12 protein-coding genes are annotated in these 14,883 nt (G+C 67.0%); 9 read left to right on the forward strand and 3 right to left on the reverse strand.

The features are described 5' to 3' along the window. Nucleotides 1–73 precede the first annotated feature (73 nt). The 5 genes from IPM20_01025 to IPM20_01045 all read left to right on the forward strand — a co-directional run bounded on the left by IPM20_01025 (nucleotide 74) and on the right by IPM20_01045 (nucleotide 5,373). Nucleotides 74–463 (forward strand): DUF3775 domain-containing protein, encoded by a 390-nt coding sequence (locus IPM20_01025; protein ID MBK9130215.1) that lies wholly within the window; start codon nucleotides 74–76, stop codon nucleotides 461–463. A 159-nt stretch (nucleotides 464–622) separates the two neighbouring features. Further along, entirely contained in the window at nucleotides 623–1,186 is a 564-nt protein-coding gene (gene yeiP, locus IPM20_01030; protein ID MBK9130216.1) for an elongation factor P-like protein YeiP, read from the forward strand. A gap of 46 nt (nucleotides 1,187–1,232) precedes the next feature. Beyond that, a complete protein-coding gene (gene recQ / locus IPM20_01035) occupies nucleotides 1,233–3,059 on the forward strand; it encodes a DNA helicase RecQ (protein MBK9130217.1) in 1,827 nt (608 codons plus the stop codon). A 292-nt stretch (nucleotides 3,060–3,351) separates the two neighbouring features. Then, nucleotides 3,352–3,555, forward strand: a complete 204-nt coding sequence (locus IPM20_01040; GenBank protein MBK9130218.1) for a cold-shock protein — start codon at nucleotides 3,352–3,354, stop codon at nucleotides 3,553–3,555. Between the two features lie 222 nt (nucleotides 3,556–3,777). After that, entirely contained in the window at nucleotides 3,778–5,373 is a 1,596-nt protein-coding gene (locus IPM20_01045) for an ABC-F family ATPase (protein MBK9130219.1), read from the forward strand. A 288-nt stretch (nucleotides 5,374–5,661) separates the two neighbouring features. Here the strand turns inward: IPM20_01045 and IPM20_01050 are convergent, their stop codons facing one another. Next, nucleotides 5,662–7,017 (reverse strand): DEAD/DEAH box helicase, encoded by a 1,356-nt coding sequence (locus IPM20_01050; protein MBK9130220.1) that lies wholly within the window; start codon nucleotides 7,015–7,017, stop codon nucleotides 5,662–5,664. Nucleotides 7,018–7,308: 291 nt separating this feature from the next. Between IPM20_01050 and IPM20_01055 the strand changes: the two genes are divergently transcribed. After that, entirely contained in the window at nucleotides 7,309–8,118 is an 810-nt protein-coding gene (locus IPM20_01055) for an NYN domain-containing protein (protein MBK9130221.1), read from the forward strand. 124 nt (nucleotides 8,119–8,242) lie between these two features. Here the strand turns inward: IPM20_01055 and gstA are convergent, their stop codons facing one another. Then, on the reverse strand, nucleotides 8,243–8,851 hold the full coding sequence (gene gstA, locus IPM20_01060) for a glutathione transferase GstA (protein MBK9130222.1): 609 nt from the start codon (nucleotides 8,849–8,851) through the stop codon (nucleotides 8,243–8,245). A 160-nt stretch (nucleotides 8,852–9,011) separates the two neighbouring features. On the opposite strand from gstA, the gene IPM20_01065 reads away from it, so the two are divergent. From IPM20_01065 to IPM20_01075, 3 genes are all read left to right on the forward strand, one after another. After that, nucleotides 9,012–9,389 (forward strand): group II truncated hemoglobin, encoded by a 378-nt coding sequence (locus IPM20_01065; GenBank protein MBK9130223.1) that lies wholly within the window; start codon nucleotides 9,012–9,014, stop codon nucleotides 9,387–9,389. Nucleotides 9,390–9,546: 157 nt separating this feature from the next. After that, nucleotides 9,547–10,566 (forward strand): ABC transporter substrate-binding protein, encoded by a 1,020-nt coding sequence (locus IPM20_01070; GenBank protein MBK9130224.1) that lies wholly within the window; start codon nucleotides 9,547–9,549, stop codon nucleotides 10,564–10,566. Beyond that, a complete protein-coding gene (locus IPM20_01075) occupies nucleotides 10,563–12,311 on the forward strand; it encodes a diguanylate cyclase (protein ID MBK9130225.1) in 1,749 nt (582 codons plus the stop codon). The genes IPM20_01070 and IPM20_01075 overlap by 4 nt, the downstream gene beginning before the upstream one ends. Here the strand turns inward: IPM20_01075 and rlmKL are convergent. Further along, nucleotides 12,274–14,580 (reverse strand): bifunctional 23S rRNA (guanine(2069)-N(7))-methyltransferase RlmK/23S rRNA (guanine(2445)-N(2))-methyltransferase RlmL, encoded by a 2,307-nt coding sequence (gene rlmKL, locus IPM20_01080; protein MBK9130226.1) that lies wholly within the window; start codon nucleotides 14,578–14,580, stop codon nucleotides 12,274–12,276. The genes IPM20_01075 and rlmKL overlap by 38 nt on opposite strands. Nucleotides 14,581–14,883 lie beyond the last annotated feature (303 nt).

The raw sequence follows: 14,883 nt of genomic DNA on the forward strand, positions 1-14,883 counted from the left end.
GGGGACAGACTTAAGTCTGTCCCCAGCCTGTTATAGAATCAGCCCCGACTATCGCAAACTGAGCGAGGCCCTCATGCTCGACCAGATCAATCCGGAAACCGTCTGCCGGATCCTGACCGGCATCCGTGAGTTCCAGGCGAAGGAAGAGGTGGTGCTGCCCGAGGTGACCGGCAGCGCCAATGACGACTGGGCGCTGCAGGTCCTGGCGGACCACGGCGACGACCTCACCTATGACGAGACCCGCTCCGCCATCGATGACCTCGAGCCGGACCAGCAGGTGGCCCTGGTCGCGCTGATGTGGCTCGGTCGCGGCGACTTCCTCGAGGCGGAATGGGAGGACGCCCTGGCGACGGCGGAGGAGAGCTGGAACCCGCGCACCGCCGAATACCTGCTCGCGACCCCGCTCGCCGCCGATTATCTGGAAGAGGGGCTTTCCCTGCTGGGCTATTCCTGCGATGAGTAAGTCAGTGGGAAAATTTGGGGTCAGAGTAAAAACTCCAGTATGTATCAGTCTTGTTCAGGGATAGCAGCCGAGTTTTTACTCTGACCCCAAATTTTCAGGGTCAAAGGGAAGGGGACGGATTTGAAATCCGTCCCCATAAATTAAGTTGACGGGAGATCGATGAAGGCAAACGAAGTGAAGCGCGGCATGGTCATCCAGGTGGAGGGCCAGAACATCCTGATCCTGCAGACGACGGTACAGACGGCCTCGTCGCGCAGCGGCAATACGCTGTACAAGGTGCGCGGGCGCAACATTGTCACGCGGCAGAAGTTCGAGCGCGGCTTCAAGGGCGACGAGCCGGTCGAGGAGGTGGAGTTCGCGCGCCGGCCGGTGCAGTTCCTGTACCGCGACGCCGACGGCTGCACCTTCATGGACAGCGAGAGCTACGAGCAGTTCACGGTGCCGGAGGAGTCGATCGAGGAAGAGCTCCAGTATATCGGCGAGGGGATCGAAGGCCTGGCCGCGCTGGTGGCGGACGACAAGGTGCTCGGCATCGAGCTGCCGCCGACCATTACGCTCGCCATCACCGAGTGCGCCCCCGGCATCAAGGGCGCCTCGGCCTCCGCCCGCACCAAGCCGGCGACGTTGAGCACCGGGCTGATCGTGCAGGTGCCGGAATACCTGGGGCCGGGCGACGTGATCAAGGTCAATACCGAGACCGGCGCCTATATGTCGCGCGCCTGACATCGCCCCGGTCCCCGCGTGATTCCCGTGACCACCGCCATGCGTGATGTCCGCTGAGCGCGGCGCCGCCTCCGACGAGGCGCTGCGCCTGCTGAACGAGGTATTCGGCCACCCGGCCTTCCGCGGCGCCCAGCGCGAGATCGTCGGGCACGTGGCGGCGGGCGGCGATGCGCTGGTGCTGATGCCGACCGGCGGCGGCAAGTCGTTGTGCTATCAGTTGCCCGCCCTGTTGCGCCGCGGCACCGCGCTGGTGGTCTCCCCGCTGATCGCGCTGATGCAGGACCAGGTGGACGCGCTGCGCCAGCTTGGCGTGCGCGCCGCGCTGATCAACTCCACCCTCGACGCCGACGCGGTGGCGGCCACCGAGCGCGCGCTGCGCAAGGGCGAGATCGACCTGCTCTATTGCGCGCCCGAGCGCCTGGTGATGCCGCGCATGCTGGGCGCCCTGGAGGACGCGGAGCTCGCGCTGTTCGCCATCGATGAGGCGCATTGCGTCTCGCAGTGGGGCCACGATTTCCGCCCCGAGTACCTCCAGCTTTCGTTGCTGCACGAGCGCTTTCCGCAGGTGCCGCGCATCGCGCTCACCGCCACCGCCGATCCGCAGACACGCGCCGAGATCATCCGCCGCCTCGCCCTCGGCGAGGCGCGCGTGTTCGTCTCCAGCTTCGACCGCCCGAACATCCGCTACACCATCGTCGACAAGCAGGATGCCCGGACGCAACTGCTGCGCTTTATCCGCGCGACGCACGCCGGCGCGGCCGGCATCGTCTATTGCCTGTCGCGCCGCAAGGTGGAGGAGACCGCCGCCTGGCTGGCGGGGCAGGGCGTGCGCGCCTTGCCATACCACGCGGGCATGACCGCCGAGGCGCGCGCGGAGCACCAGGCGCGGTTCCAGCGCGAGGAGGGCGTCGTCATGGTCGCCACCATCGCCTTCGGCATGGGCATCGACAAGCCCGACGTGCGTTTCGTCGCCCACCTCGACCTGCCCAAGAGCATCGAGGGCTATTACCAGGAGACCGGTCGCGCCGGCCGCGACGGCGCCCCCGCCGACGCCTGGATGACCTATGGCCTGGGTGACGTGGTGCAGCAGCGTCGCATGATCGAGCAGTCGGAGGGCAGCGAGGAATACAAGCGCGTGTCCACGAACAAGCTGGAGGCGCTGCTCGGCCTGTGCGAGACCGCCGGCTGCCGCCGCGTGCGCCTGCTCGCCTATTTCGGCGAACAGGCCGGGCCCTGCGGCAACTGCGACACCTGCCTGGAGCCGCCCGAGACCTGGGACGCCACCGAGGCGGCGCGCAAGGCGCTGTCGTGCATGTACCGCACCGGCCAGCGTTTCGGCGCCGGCCACCTGATCGACGTGTTGCGCGGCCGCGCCACCGAGCGCGTCAGCCAGTATGGACACGACGGCCTCGCGGTGTTCGGGCTCGGCGCCGAGCTGGATGAGACCGCCTGGCGCGGCGTGTTCCGCCAGTTGGTGGCGCTGGGCTATGCGCGCCCCGATCATGAGGCCTTCGGCGCCCTGCGGCTGACCGAGGCGAGCCGTCCGGTGCTGAAGGGCGAGCAGCGCATCGAACTGCGCCGCGCCATACCGCGCAAGGCGAAGCCGGCGGCGCGCCAGCGCGCGGCATGGTCCGATGCGGCATCGCCGGCGGAGACCGCGCTGCTGGAACGCCTGAAGACCTGGCGCGCCGGGCAGGCGCGCGAGCAGTCGGTGCCGGCCTATGTGATCTTCCACGACAGCACGCTCGCCGCGCTGGCCGTCGCCCGGCCGCGCGATCTGGATGCCCTGTCCGCCATCGACGGCATCGGCGCCCGCAAGCTGGAGCGTTACGGGCCGCAGTTGCTCGAGTTGTTGGGGAGCGAAGCCGGTTAAAAAATATCCAGGACAATCATTGGGTAAACAGTGGGTTTCGCGCCGGGCGGGCGACTGTTGCCACGGCCTGTCCGGGGGCGGGCGGGCCGCCGCGGGCCCGAGGCGGTGTGATGCGCTTGGCGGCCGTAACAATGTGCTTTGCTGTCCGCCGCGGGTTTCTGTATAGTAGCCCGGTCGCAGCTTATTTCTTGTGGCAGTTCGGTGTCGCCCTCCTGTAGTACGGAAGACCCTCCGCAGACTTGCACAACAAGAACTACTGCAAACATTAAAATTTTTTGATTGAGGTATTTCCGTGACGACAGGTACTGTGAAGTGGTTCAACGATAGCAAGGGCTTCGGCTTCATCACCCCCTCCGACGGCGGCAAGGATGTCTTCGTGCATCACTCCGCGATCCAGGGCAGCGGCTTCAAGTCGCTGGCCGAAGGTCAGCAGGTGCAGTTCGAAATCACCCAGGGCCAGAAGGGCCCGGCCGCGGAGAACGTGCGTCCGCTGTAAGCGTCCGACACTGCCCACGCAGAGTTAGACCGGAACCCCGCCCTCGTGGCGGGGTTCTTATTTTGCGGAGGCGCGTCGCGTCTTTGGTTACCTCGTTTACCATTTATCCTGCGGAAATCCGATTAACTCGTCATTCCCGCGCAGGCGGGAATCCAGTCTGATCAGGATCGACAAATCCTGGATCCCCGCCTGCGCGGGGATGACGTGTATAGGGAGCGTGTCTTGCTGGCTACCGCCAACCTCACGATGCAGTTCGGGGCGAAGCCCCTGTTCGAAAATGTCTCGGTCAAGTTCGGCCACGGCAACCGTTACGGCCTGATCGGCGCGAACGGCTGCGGCAAATCGACCCTGATGAAGATCCTCGGCCGCGACCTCGAGCCGAGCGCCGGCAACGTCAGCGTCGATACCGGCGAGCGCATCGGCAAGCTGCGCCAGGACCAGTTCGCCTTCGAGCAGCACACCGTGCTGGATACCGTCATCATGGGCCATGCGCGCCTGTGGGCGGTGAAGCGCGAGCGCGACGCGATCTATGCCAAACCGGAGATGGACGAGGCCGACGGCCTGCGCGCCGCCGAGCTGGAGGTCGAATTCGCCGAGCTGGACGGTTACACCGCGGAGGCGCGCGCCGGGGAGCTGCTGCTGGGCGTCGGCATCCCGCTGGAACAGCACACCGGCCTGATGAGCGCCGTGGCGCCGGGCTGGAAGCTGCGCGTGCTGCTGGCGCAGGCGCTGTTCGCCGATCCCGAGATCCTGCTGCTCGACGAGCCGACCAACAACCTGGACATCAACACCATCCGCTGGCTGGAGAACGTGCTGATCGAGCGCAGCAGCACCATGGTCATCATCTCGCACGACCGCCACTTCCTGAATCGCGTCTGCACGCATATGGCCGATCTCGATTACGGCGAGCTGCGCGTCTATCCGGGCAACTACGACGAGTACATGACCGCCGCCACCCAGGCGCGCGAGCGCCTGCTGAGCGACAATGCGAAAAAGAAGGCGCAGATCGCCGAGCTGCAGACCTTCGTCGCCCGCTTCTCCGCCAACGCCTCCAAGGCCAAGCAGGCCACTTCGCGCGCGCGCCAGATCGAGAAGATCAAGCTGGACGAGGTCAAGCCCTCGAGCCGGGTCAATCCGTTCATCCGCTTCGACCAGGACAAGAAGATCCACCGCGTGGCGCTGGAGTTGAAGGGGCTCGCCAAGGGCTTCGACGGGCCGCCGCTGTTCACCGGGCTGGACCTGCTGGTGGAGGCCGGCGAGCGCGTCGCGGTGATCGGGCCCAACGGCAGCGGCAAGACCACGCTGCTGCGCTGCCTGCTCGGCGAGCACGCGCCGGACGCAGGCGAGATCAAGTGGTCGGAGAACGCCGTCATCGGCTACTTCGCCCAGGACCATTCGGCGGATTTCACCGCGGACCTGTCGCTGTTCGAGTGGATGAGCCAGTGGAAGCGGCCAGGCATCGACGACCAGGCGATCCGCGCCACCCTGGGCCGGCTGCTGTTCGCGGCCGACGAGATCGACAAGCCGGTGCGCGTGCTGTCGGGCGGCGAGCAGGGCCGCATGCTGTTCGGCAAGCTGATGCTGCAGCGGTCCAACGTGCTGATCATGGACGAGCCGACCAACCACCTCGACATGGAATCGATCGAGTCGCTCAATACCGCGCTCGAACACTACCCCGGCACGCTGATCTTCGTCAGCCACGACCGCGAGTTCGTCTCCTCGCTGGCGACCCGCGTCGTCGAACTGGCCACCCCGCGCGGCGTGGCCACCTTCAACGGAAACTATGAGGATTACCTGCGCAGCCAGGGCGTGGTGTGAAAGGGACAAGACTGAGTCATCCCGGATGCCGCTACGCTTTATCCGGGCGACATGCCAAGGCGGTGAGAATACGGGGACGGATTAGAAATCCGCCCCCGATCCCTACATGCTACGAGGATTACCTGAGCAGCCCGGGCATGGTGTGAAAGGGGCAGGTACAAAAGGGGACAGATTTTACAATCTGTCCCCGGTTTCAAGTCACGGCTTGCGCTGAGTGCTGGCGCCGCCCACCGTCTTTGAGTCTGACGCAACGGGGACAGACTTAAGTCTGTCCCCTCTTGGGAGCGCTTACGCCCCGTCGCGGTTTCCGCTGCGGCGGGAGCCCTGGTGCTGGGGGCGGCCCGCGCCCTGGCGGTGCGATGTCTGCGCGTGGTGGTGCCGGCCGCCGGATGGTTTGCCGTGGCCAGGGCGGCCGGGGCGCTGGCCGGGGCCGCCGCCGCGTCCCGGCTGCGAGCGTCCGCCGCCGTGCGCGCTGCGGCCGTTCACGATCGGTTCCGGCCGGATCGACGGGTCCGGCTCATAGCCGGCGATGACCTCGCGCGGGATGGCGCGCTTGATCACGCGTTCGATGTCCTGCAGCAGTTTGAGTTCATCCACGCACACCAGCGAGATCGCCGCGCCCTCGTTGCCGGCGCGACCGGTGCGGCCGATGCGATGGACATAGTCTTCCGGCACGTTCGGCAGTTCGAAGTTCACCACGTGCGGCAGCTGGTCGATGTCGAGACCGCGCGCTGCGATGTCGGTCGCCACCAGGACCCGCACCGTGCCCTGCTTGAAGTCCGCCAGCGCCCGCGTGCGCGCGCCCTGGCTCTTGTTGCCGTGGATGGCCGCGCAGCTGATGCCGTCGCTCTCGAGCTGGCGCGCGAGGCGGTCGGCGCCGTGCTTGGTGCGGGTGAACACCAGCACCTGGCGCCAGTTGCGCGAACCGATCAGGAAGGACAGCAGCTCGCGCTTGCGCACCCGGTCGACGGGATGGATGGTCTGGGTCACGGTCTCGGCCGCGGTGTTGCGGCGCGCCACTTCGATCAGGGCGGGGTCGTGCAACAGCGAATCCGCCAGCTTCTTGATCTCGTCCGGGAAGGTGGCCGAGAACAGCAGGTTCTGGCGCTGTTTCGGCAGCAGGGCCAGGATGCGGCGGATGTCGTGGATGAACCCCATGTCGAGCATGCGGTCCGCCTCGTCCAGCACCAGGAACTCGATGCGGGACAGGTCCACGTTTTTCTGCGCGACGTGGTCGAGCAGGCGCCCCGGCGTGGCGATCAGGATGTCGACGCCGCGGCGCAGCGCGGCGATCTGCGGGTTGATGCCGACGCCGCCGAAGATCACGGCGGACTTCAGCGGCAGGTGGCGGCCGTAGGCGGCGACGCTCTCGCCGACCTGCGCCGCGAGTTCCCGCGTCGGGGTCAGGATCAGAGCCCGCACCTGGCGCCGTCCGGCCCCCGGCGCGCGCGCGCTCATCAGGTGGAGCAGGGGCAGCGTGAAGCCGGCGGTCTTGCCGGTGCCGGTCTGGGCGCCGGCGAGAATGTCGCGCCCGGCGAGGATCACGGGGATGGCCTGGCGCTGGATCGGTGTGGGCTCGGTATAGCCCTGTTCGGTGACGGCGCGCAACACTGCGGCCGACAGGCCGAGGGTATCGAATGACATGGATTCTCCTGCTGGAATGGCCCCCGGACGCACGGGTCCGGATCGGGTCGGGTGCGATTTGCGGCGGGTGGTGGGGTTCGCAATCGGCGTTACTGGAGGCGCGAACCTTGCCGCGCGGCACGGACGCCATTATACGGAATTTTGGCGCCGGGCGCGGATTTTTTTCCATTCGCAGCGGACGCGGGGACGCCGCGACGGGGAAATCGGGGCCGCGGCGGGGTGTCGGGCGCTGCCTGTCGGGGTATCATGGACGGGTTTTTTCAGGCCATGCAGGGCCGCAACGGGAGGGGTATGAACGGGAAGACCAAGACGGAGAACATGGCGCTGTTCTGCGATTTCGAGAACGTCGCGCTCGGCGTGCAGGACGCCCGCTACGCCGCCTTCGACATCCAGAAGGTGCTGGAGCGCCTGCTGCTGAAGGGCAGCATCGTGGTGAAGAAGGCGTACTGCGACTGGGAACGCTACAAGGAATTCAAGAAGTCGATGCACGAGGCGGCCTTCGAGTTGATCGAGATCCCGCATGTGCGGCAGTCCGGCAAGAACTCCGCCGACATCCGCATGGTGGTGGACGCGCTCGACCTCTGCTACACCAAGGAACACGTCGATACCTTCGTGATCATCAGCGGCGACTCCGATTTCTCACCGCTGGTGAGCAAGTTGCGCGAGAACAACAAGGTGGTGATCGGCGTCGGTGTGAAGAAGTCCACCTCCGACCTGCTGATCTCCAACTGCGACGAGTTCATCTTCTACGACGACCTGGTGCGCGGGGCCGAGAAGCAGGCCAGGGCGCGCCGCCGCAGCGCGCAGCCCAAGGCGAAGAAGACCGAGGAAGGCGTGCAGGAAGACAAGAAGCAGGCGGCGCTGGACCTGGTGCTGGAGACCGTCGCCGACCTGTTCGCGGAGCGCGGCGAGGAGGACAAGGTGTGGGGCTCGATGGTCAAGCAGGCGCTGAAGCGGCGCAAGCCCGGCTTCAATGAGACCTATCACGGCTTCGGCACCTTCGGCAAGCTGCTGGAGGAGGCGCAGGCGCGCAAGCTGCTCGAGCTCGAGCACGACGAGAAGTCGGGCGGCTATATCATCCGCAGCTACGCGCACGACTGAATTTGAATGGGGACGGACTTAAGTCCGTCCCCGTATCATTTCATTGGGGGAATGGGGACAGATTTCAAATCTGTCCCCAAGCCATCGAGAGCCTGTCCCCGGGCAGCTCCGGGTAAGTCCAGGTTTAGTTGATCAGCCCTTCCGCCTTCATGGTCTCGCGCACGGACGGACGCGCGGCGATGCGGGTCATGTAGTCCTTGAGCGCCGGCCACTGGGCCAGGTCGACACCGTGCAGATTGCACCAGTTGAGCAACGTGAACAGGTAGATGTCCGCCACGGTGAAGCGGTCGTCCATCAGGTACTGGCGGCCATTGATATGGCCGGCGAGGAATTCCAGCCGGCGCATCAGCAGGCGCAGATTGTAATCCTTGATTTCCTGCGGGGCCTTCGGGTTGAAGAACGGGCTGAAGGGCTTGTGCACCTCGGTGGCGAGGAAGTTAAGCCATTCCATCAGGCGGTAGCGTTCCAGGGTGCCGGCCTTCGGCGCCAGGCCGGACGCCGGCATGTGGTCGGCGATGTACTGGAGCATGACGCTGCACTCGGTGAGGATCGAGCCGTCATCGAGACGCAGCGCGGGCACGTAACCCTTGGGGTTGATGCGCAGGAAGTCCTCGCCGGAGGCGGTCTGGTGCCGGGCGAGATCCACCTTCTCCTGGTCGAAGACATAGCCCGCCTCGCGCAGGGCGATGTGCGGGGCCATCGAGCAGGCGCCCGGTTTGAAATACAGCTTCATGACAATGCTCCTTGGTGCCGTGGGTCGTGGTGCGCATGCTTCCGGGGCGTCTCCGGAGGGTGCTATTCTGGCCAAGCGCGACAGCGGGGTCAATCGGAGCGGCGGCGGAGTTCCCGTTACCCGCGCGGTGTGGCGTTACGAAGTGCGAGGGAGGAACGGGATGGAATCATCGGCCTATGCGGCCCTGGGCGGTGAAGACGGCGTGCGCCGTCTGGTCGACCGCTTCTACGAATTGATGGACCAGCTGCCGCAGGCGCGCGCGATACGCGCCCTGCATCCGGGGGACCTGCAATCCTCGCGCGACAAGCTGTTCAAGTTTCTTTCCGGCTGGCTGGGAGGGCCGCCGCTGTACATCGAGCAATACGGCCATCCGCGTCTGCGCGCGCGCCATCTGCCGTTCCCGATCGGGGAAGAGGAGCGTGACGCCTGGCTGCTGTGCATGGCGCAGGCCCTGGCCGAGGCGGGGATCGATGCCACCCTCAGCGATCACCTGTTCCGTGCCCTGAGCCAGCTCGCCGATCACATGCGCAATCAGTAGCCGCGCGGTCACGCGCCGGGCGCCTCCGGTCCGCGGGGGGTGTTCCATGGTGGTGCATCCCCCGTGCCGGGAGCGTCCAGGCGGGGTGCGCGGTTCGCCATCCGTCCCGCCACAGTTTTTTTCCCAACCTTCCGATACAGAAACACGATTCGTCGGAATGCGCGCTTCTTCTGTGGACCCGATCTTCCAGCACACTCCCTCTCCCCGGCCCCGCCGCCCCGGCCTGCTTGCCGTCTGGGCGCTGATCGCGCTCGCCTTGGCCGGGGGTTGTGCGCGGAACGATCCGGCCGCCACCCTGCGGCTCGGGATGAACGTCTGGCCCGGCTATGAACCGCTGTTCCTGGCGCGCAAGCTGGGCTACTGGCCGGATGAGCGGATACGCCTGGTCGAATACCCGTCCGCGACCGAGGTGCTGCGCGCGTTCCGGAACCGCTCGATCGAGGCCGCCTCGCTCACCCTCGACGAGGTCATGCGGCTGCGCGAGGATGGCATACCGGTGCAGGTCGTGCTGGTGCACGACATCTCCGACGGCGCGGACGTCGTGCTCGCCCGGCCCGGCATCCGCGACATGGCCGGACTCCGGGGGCATCGTGTCGGCGTCGAAAGCAGCGCGCTCGGCGCCTTCATGCTGACGCGCGCGCTGGAACTGGGCGGCCTTCGTCTCGACGATATCGAGGTCCGCTCGGTCGACGTCAACAGTCACGAAAAGGCCTATCTGGGCGGGGACGTCGATGCGGTCGTCACCTTTGAGCCGGTGCGCACGCGGTTGCTCAACGCCGGCGCGCACGAGATCTTCACCAGCCGGGAACTGCCCGATGAGATTGTCGACGTGCTGGTCGTGCACGAGGATTTCATCAAGCGTCATCCCGCGCAGGTTCAGCTGCTGATCGACGGCTGGTTCCGCGCGCTGGGGATGCTGGATCAGGACCGGAACGGCGCGGCGCATGTCTTCGCGGAGCGCTTGAAGACGACGCCGGAGGAAGTGCTGGCATCGTTGCAGGGCCTGCGTCTTCCGTCGCGAGCACAGAACGTCGCCCTGCTGGACGGGGATGCGGCGACACTCCAGGGGACGGCGCAGCATCTGGGGCGGGTGATGACCGCCGCCGGGCTGTTGCGTGCGCCGCCGGAGACGCGTGGGCTGTTCAACGCCGGTTTCGTGCGGGGCGAGGTCCGATGAAGCGCTTGTTGAACATCCGCCTGCTGGTTCCGCTGCTGACGGTGGTCTTCATCAGCCTCTCTCTCGGGTTGGCCTATCTGACCAGCCGGACGCTCGCCCATGATCGCATCGTGGAGTCCGGCCTGGACAAGGTGCGCGACCGTATGACCCTGGTGCAGGGTGTCGCCGAGCAGTATCTCGTGCCCGGCTTGTACGAGGAACTCGCGACGTTCCTCGCCAATTTCAGCTCGGAGCAGGACCTCAAGGCGCTGCTGGTAACCGACGCCGACGGCATCGTCGTCGCCTCCAACCGCGTCAGCGATATCGGCCGCCACTGGATGCAGAGCGACCTGCGGCTCGACCCGCAGCGGGCGGGCAGCGCGGCCATGCGCGAGGCGGCGCAGGTGGAGTATCAGGCCGGGAGCGAGGTCATCGACGGTTACAACCGGGTGTGCGGCCCGGGGGTGGCGCACACGCTGCATGTCGATCGCTGCGGGTTCGTGTTCTACCGTCTCAATCTGCGCCACCACCTGGACCAGTCCAATCGCCAGTTGCTGGGCCAGAGCATCCTGATCGGTTTGCAGGCGCTGGTCGGGGGCGGTGTCCTGGTGCTGGTGCTGACCCTGCTGGTGACGCAGCCGGCCTTGCGCATCGGCGCCGCGGTGGCGGCCTTTTCCCGCGGCGACCGCGGCGTGCGCCTGCCGGTGCGGGGCTACGGCGAGATGGTGCAGCTCAAACGCCAGATCAACCGGATGTTCGACCGCATCACGCGCGGCGAACGCACGATACTGGAAAAGGAACAGCGCCTCCGTTCCGTGTTCGAGAGCGTGAGCGACGCGATCCTGGCCACCGACGCCGACGGCGCCATCGAAACGGTGAACCCCGCCACCGGCCGCCTGTTCGGCTATGGGCCCGCGGAGATGATCGGGCGGCATGTCTCGCTGCTGGTGCCGGCGCCGGAGGATGGCCAGGATTATTTCGTCTCCGGCAGCGGCGGGTTCGACGGCTCCAGCCAGGAAGTGATCGCGCGGCACAAGGACGGGATGCCGTTTCCGGTCCGGCTCTCGATCAGCGAGTTCAGCGCCGGCGGTGCGCGCTGCCTGACCGTCATGATCCAGGATATCTCGGAGCGCAAACAGCTCGAGGCCGCCCTGCGGCGGACCAACGAGGAACTGCGGGCCGCGAATGAAATGCTCAATGAGAGCGCGCTCACCGACCCCCTGACCGGCCTGTTCAACCGCCGCTATCTGGATCGCATCCTCGACGAGGAGATGCGGCGCGCCTGCCGCAGCCGGCAGCCGCTGTCGGTGCTGGTGTGCGATGTGGACCACTTCAAGCTCTATAACGACCACTTCGGTCACAGCCAGGGTGACGACTGCCTGCGCGACGTCGCGCGGGAACTCCAGGATTGCTTCCAGCGCGGCGGCGACCGGGTGGCGCGCTACGGCGGAGAGGAGTTCGTCGTGGTGATGGCCGGCGTCGATGCGGCCGAGGCCGCGACCCTGGCCGAGACGATGCGGCGCCAGTTGTGGGAGAAGTCCCTGCCGCATCCCCTTTCGCCGACCACGGGACGGGTGACCCTCAGCATCGGCGTGGTGACCTATCGCGCGGTCGACGAGGAGTTCTTCTGCCCGACCGCGGTCACCCTGTTCGAGTGCGCCGATCAGGCGCTCTACCAGGCCAAGCGCAGCGGCCGCAACCGCGTCATCATCGCCCCGGGCGAACTGCTTACCGAGTGGACCCTGCGCCGCCGCGTGTCTTCCTGACGGCGCGTTCCCAGGCGGTTTCGCCGGCGCCGGGACCGGCGGGCGGCCCGTCCGGCGCGCTGATCTTCCAGCAGTGATGGATCCTGGGGTCGCGCGCGAAATCCTTGGGTAAGGTGGCGCGCGAGAGGTCCTCCGCCTGCAGGCCGAGCGCGGCCAGCCCGTCCCGGTCCAGCTTGAACCGGCGCAGGTTGGTGGAGAAGACCAGCAGCCCGCCGGGATTCAGCAGATCGACGGCGCTGCGGATCAGCGCGACATGATCGCGCTGCACGTCCAGCGTTCCTTCCATGCGCTTGGAGGTGGAGAAGCTCGGCGGATCGAGGAAGATCAGATCGAAGCGCCGTTTCCCCGCCGTCCGCGTCAGCCACTCCAGGCAGTCCGCCTGGATGAATTCATGCGCGGCGCCGGTGAAGCCGTTCAGCATCATGTTCCGGCGCGCCCAGTCCAGATAGGTGTTCGACATGTCCACCGTCACGGTCGAGGCGGCGCCGCCGGCCGCGGCATAGACGCTGGCGGCGCCGGTGTAGGCGAACAGGTTGAGGAAGGCGCGGCCGGGCGCGAGCTGCCGCAGCAGCGTGCGCGTGGGGCGATGGTCGAGGAACAGCCCGGTGTCCAGGTAATCCTCGAAGTTGACCAGGAAGCGCAGGCCGCCTTCGCGGATCTCGTGGAAGGCGCGCTTCTCCGCCAGCTTCTCGTATTGCGCCGCACCCTTTTGCCGCTGCCGTACCTTGAAGTACAGCTGTTCCCGCGGGATCTCCAGCACCTCCAGGATCACGCCGAGCGCCTCGCGCAGGCGCAACCGCGCCCGGCGCTCGTCCACCGTGGCCGGTGCGCGGTATTCCTGGGCGTGGACCCAGAGCTTCTCGCCCTGATAGACGTCGACCGCAAGCGCGTACTCCGGCAGGTCCGCGTCGTACAGGCGATAGGCGTGGATGTCCTCGCGCCTGAGCCAGGAACGCAGATGGCGCAGGTTCTTGAGCAGGCGGTTGGCGAACATCTGCGCCCCCTCGCCGCGCTCGGCCGCCGGCAGCGGACGCGGTCCTGATTCCGGCCCGGCGTTCTCGGCGTGGAACCATTCGGGCGTGAGTTCGTAATGCATCAGGCGGCATTCGATCGCGCCGTTGTAGAGCGTGTGCATGCGTCGCACGCGCAGGCCGAAGCCGCGGCACAGTTCGGGATCGGCGGTGAGCACGGCGGCGCGCCAGCCTTGGAAGCGCTCCTTCATGACGCGACCGAGCAGGGCATACAGGGCGGGCAGCGCTTCGGCGTCGCCGATGCGCTGGCCGTAGGGCGGATTGGTCGCCAGCAGACCGTTCGCGCCCGTGGCGGGGGGTGTGCAGTCCGCCAGCGCGTGTTTCCCGATGTGGACGTGTCCGTCGAGGCCGGCCCGTTCGACGTTGGCGTGGGCATCGCGCACCGCGCGTACATCGAGATCGCTGCCGTGAATCGGTGGCAGCTGCGGGAGGCCGCGCGCTCGGCGCCCGGCCGCCTCGTCCAGCAACTCGCGCCAGATCCCGGCGTCATGCTGCCGCCAGGCCTGGAAACCCCAGTAGTCGCGCCGCGACCCGGGTGCGATGTCCGCCGCGATCAGGGCGGCCTCGATCACCAGCGTGCCGGAGCCGCACAGCGGATCCACGAAGGCGCCGCCCGCGCGCGCGATGTCGCCCCAGCCCGCGCGCAACAGGATCGCGGCGGCCAGGTTCTCCTTCAGCGGCGCCGCCGCCCCGGCCGTGCGGTATCCGCGCCGGTGCAGCGATTCCCCGCTGAGATCCAGGCTCACCACCGCCTCGTCGCGCCGCAGGTAGACGTTGATCTGCAGATCCGGGCGCTCGGTCCGCACCGACGGGCGCTCGCCGGTGCGCGCCCGGAACTGGTCGGCGATGGCGTCCTTCACCTTCAGCGCGGCGTAATGGCTGTGGCTGATGGCCGCCTGGGCGGTCATGATGTCGATTGCGAAGGTTTGGCCGAGGTCGAAGTGCTCGTGCCAGGGAATGCCCTGCACGCCCTCGTACAGGGCCTCGGGCGTCGGTGCCGGGAAGCGCGCCAGCGGCAGCAGGATGCGGTTGGCCAGGCGCGACCACAGGCAGGCGCGGTAGGCGTCGGCGAGGGTGCCGCTGAAACTCGCCCCGCCGCGACCTTCGACGGCCGAGCCGATCCCGAGCCCGCGCAGTTCCTCGGCCAGCAAGGCCTCGAGGTTTTTCGGTGCGGAGGCGAAAAATTGCGGATCGTTCACGGGCGCGGACCGGGGAGAAGTCGGGGACACATGGTACATCAAGGTTCCGCGCGATTGTAATTGGTCACAGTCGGCCGGGGCGGGGCATTGGGGCGTGGCGGGACCTGGGCTATAGTCCGGGAGAACGGGGGGGTAGGCGGGAGGTATGATCGATCAGGGCGGTGCGCCCCCGATTGGCAAACCGAGTTCTGCGACAGCCTGAAGGCCTTGTGCTGACCGCAGACTGCGGCAACTCGCGTGCCGGGACGGCGGCGGGAAGGTATATTAGTCACGGGCAGCGAGGGTGGCGCTTTTCTATTCCATCCTTGGTGCATCGCAGTTCCGGTAATTTGAATATTCTGG

The organism is Gammaproteobacteria bacterium (assembly GCA_016716465.1).
In the GTDB taxonomy this organism is placed as follows: Bacteria; Pseudomonadota; Gammaproteobacteria; order SZUA-140; family SZUA-140; genus JADJWH01.

Bases quoted from the DNA above. Each gene is read 5' to 3' on its own strand.
- IPM20_01025 (MBK9130215.1), top strand. From the start codon at position 74: ATGCTCGACCAGATCAATCCGGAAACCGTCTGCCGGATCCTGACCGGC.
- yeiP (MBK9130216.1), top strand. From the start codon at position 623: ATGAAGGCAAACGAAGTGAAGCGCGGCATGGTCATCCAGGTGGAGGGC.
- recQ (MBK9130217.1), top strand. From the start codon at position 1,233: ATGTCCGCTGAGCGCGGCGCCGCCTCCGACGAGGCGCTGCGCCTGCTG.
- IPM20_01050 (MBK9130220.1), bottom strand. From the start codon at position 7,017: ATGTCATTCGATACCCTCGGCCTGTCGGCCGCAGTGTTGCGCGCCGTC.
- IPM20_01055 (MBK9130221.1), top strand. From the start codon at position 7,309: ATGAACGGGAAGACCAAGACGGAGAACATGGCGCTGTTCTGCGATTTC.
- gstA (MBK9130222.1), bottom strand. From the start codon at position 8,851: ATGAAGCTGTATTTCAAACCGGGCGCCTGCTCGATGGCCCCGCACATC.
- IPM20_01065 (MBK9130223.1), top strand. From the start codon at position 9,012: ATGGAATCATCGGCCTATGCGGCCCTGGGCGGTGAAGACGGCGTGCGC.
- IPM20_01070 (MBK9130224.1), top strand. From the start codon at position 9,547: ATGCGCGCTTCTTCTGTGGACCCGATCTTCCAGCACACTCCCTCTCCC.
- IPM20_01075 (MBK9130225.1), top strand. From the start codon at position 10,563: ATGAAGCGCTTGTTGAACATCCGCCTGCTGGTTCCGCTGCTGACGGTG.
- rlmKL (MBK9130226.1), bottom strand. From the start codon at position 14,580: ATGTACCATGTGTCCCCGACTTCTCCCCGGTCCGCGCCCGTGAACGAT.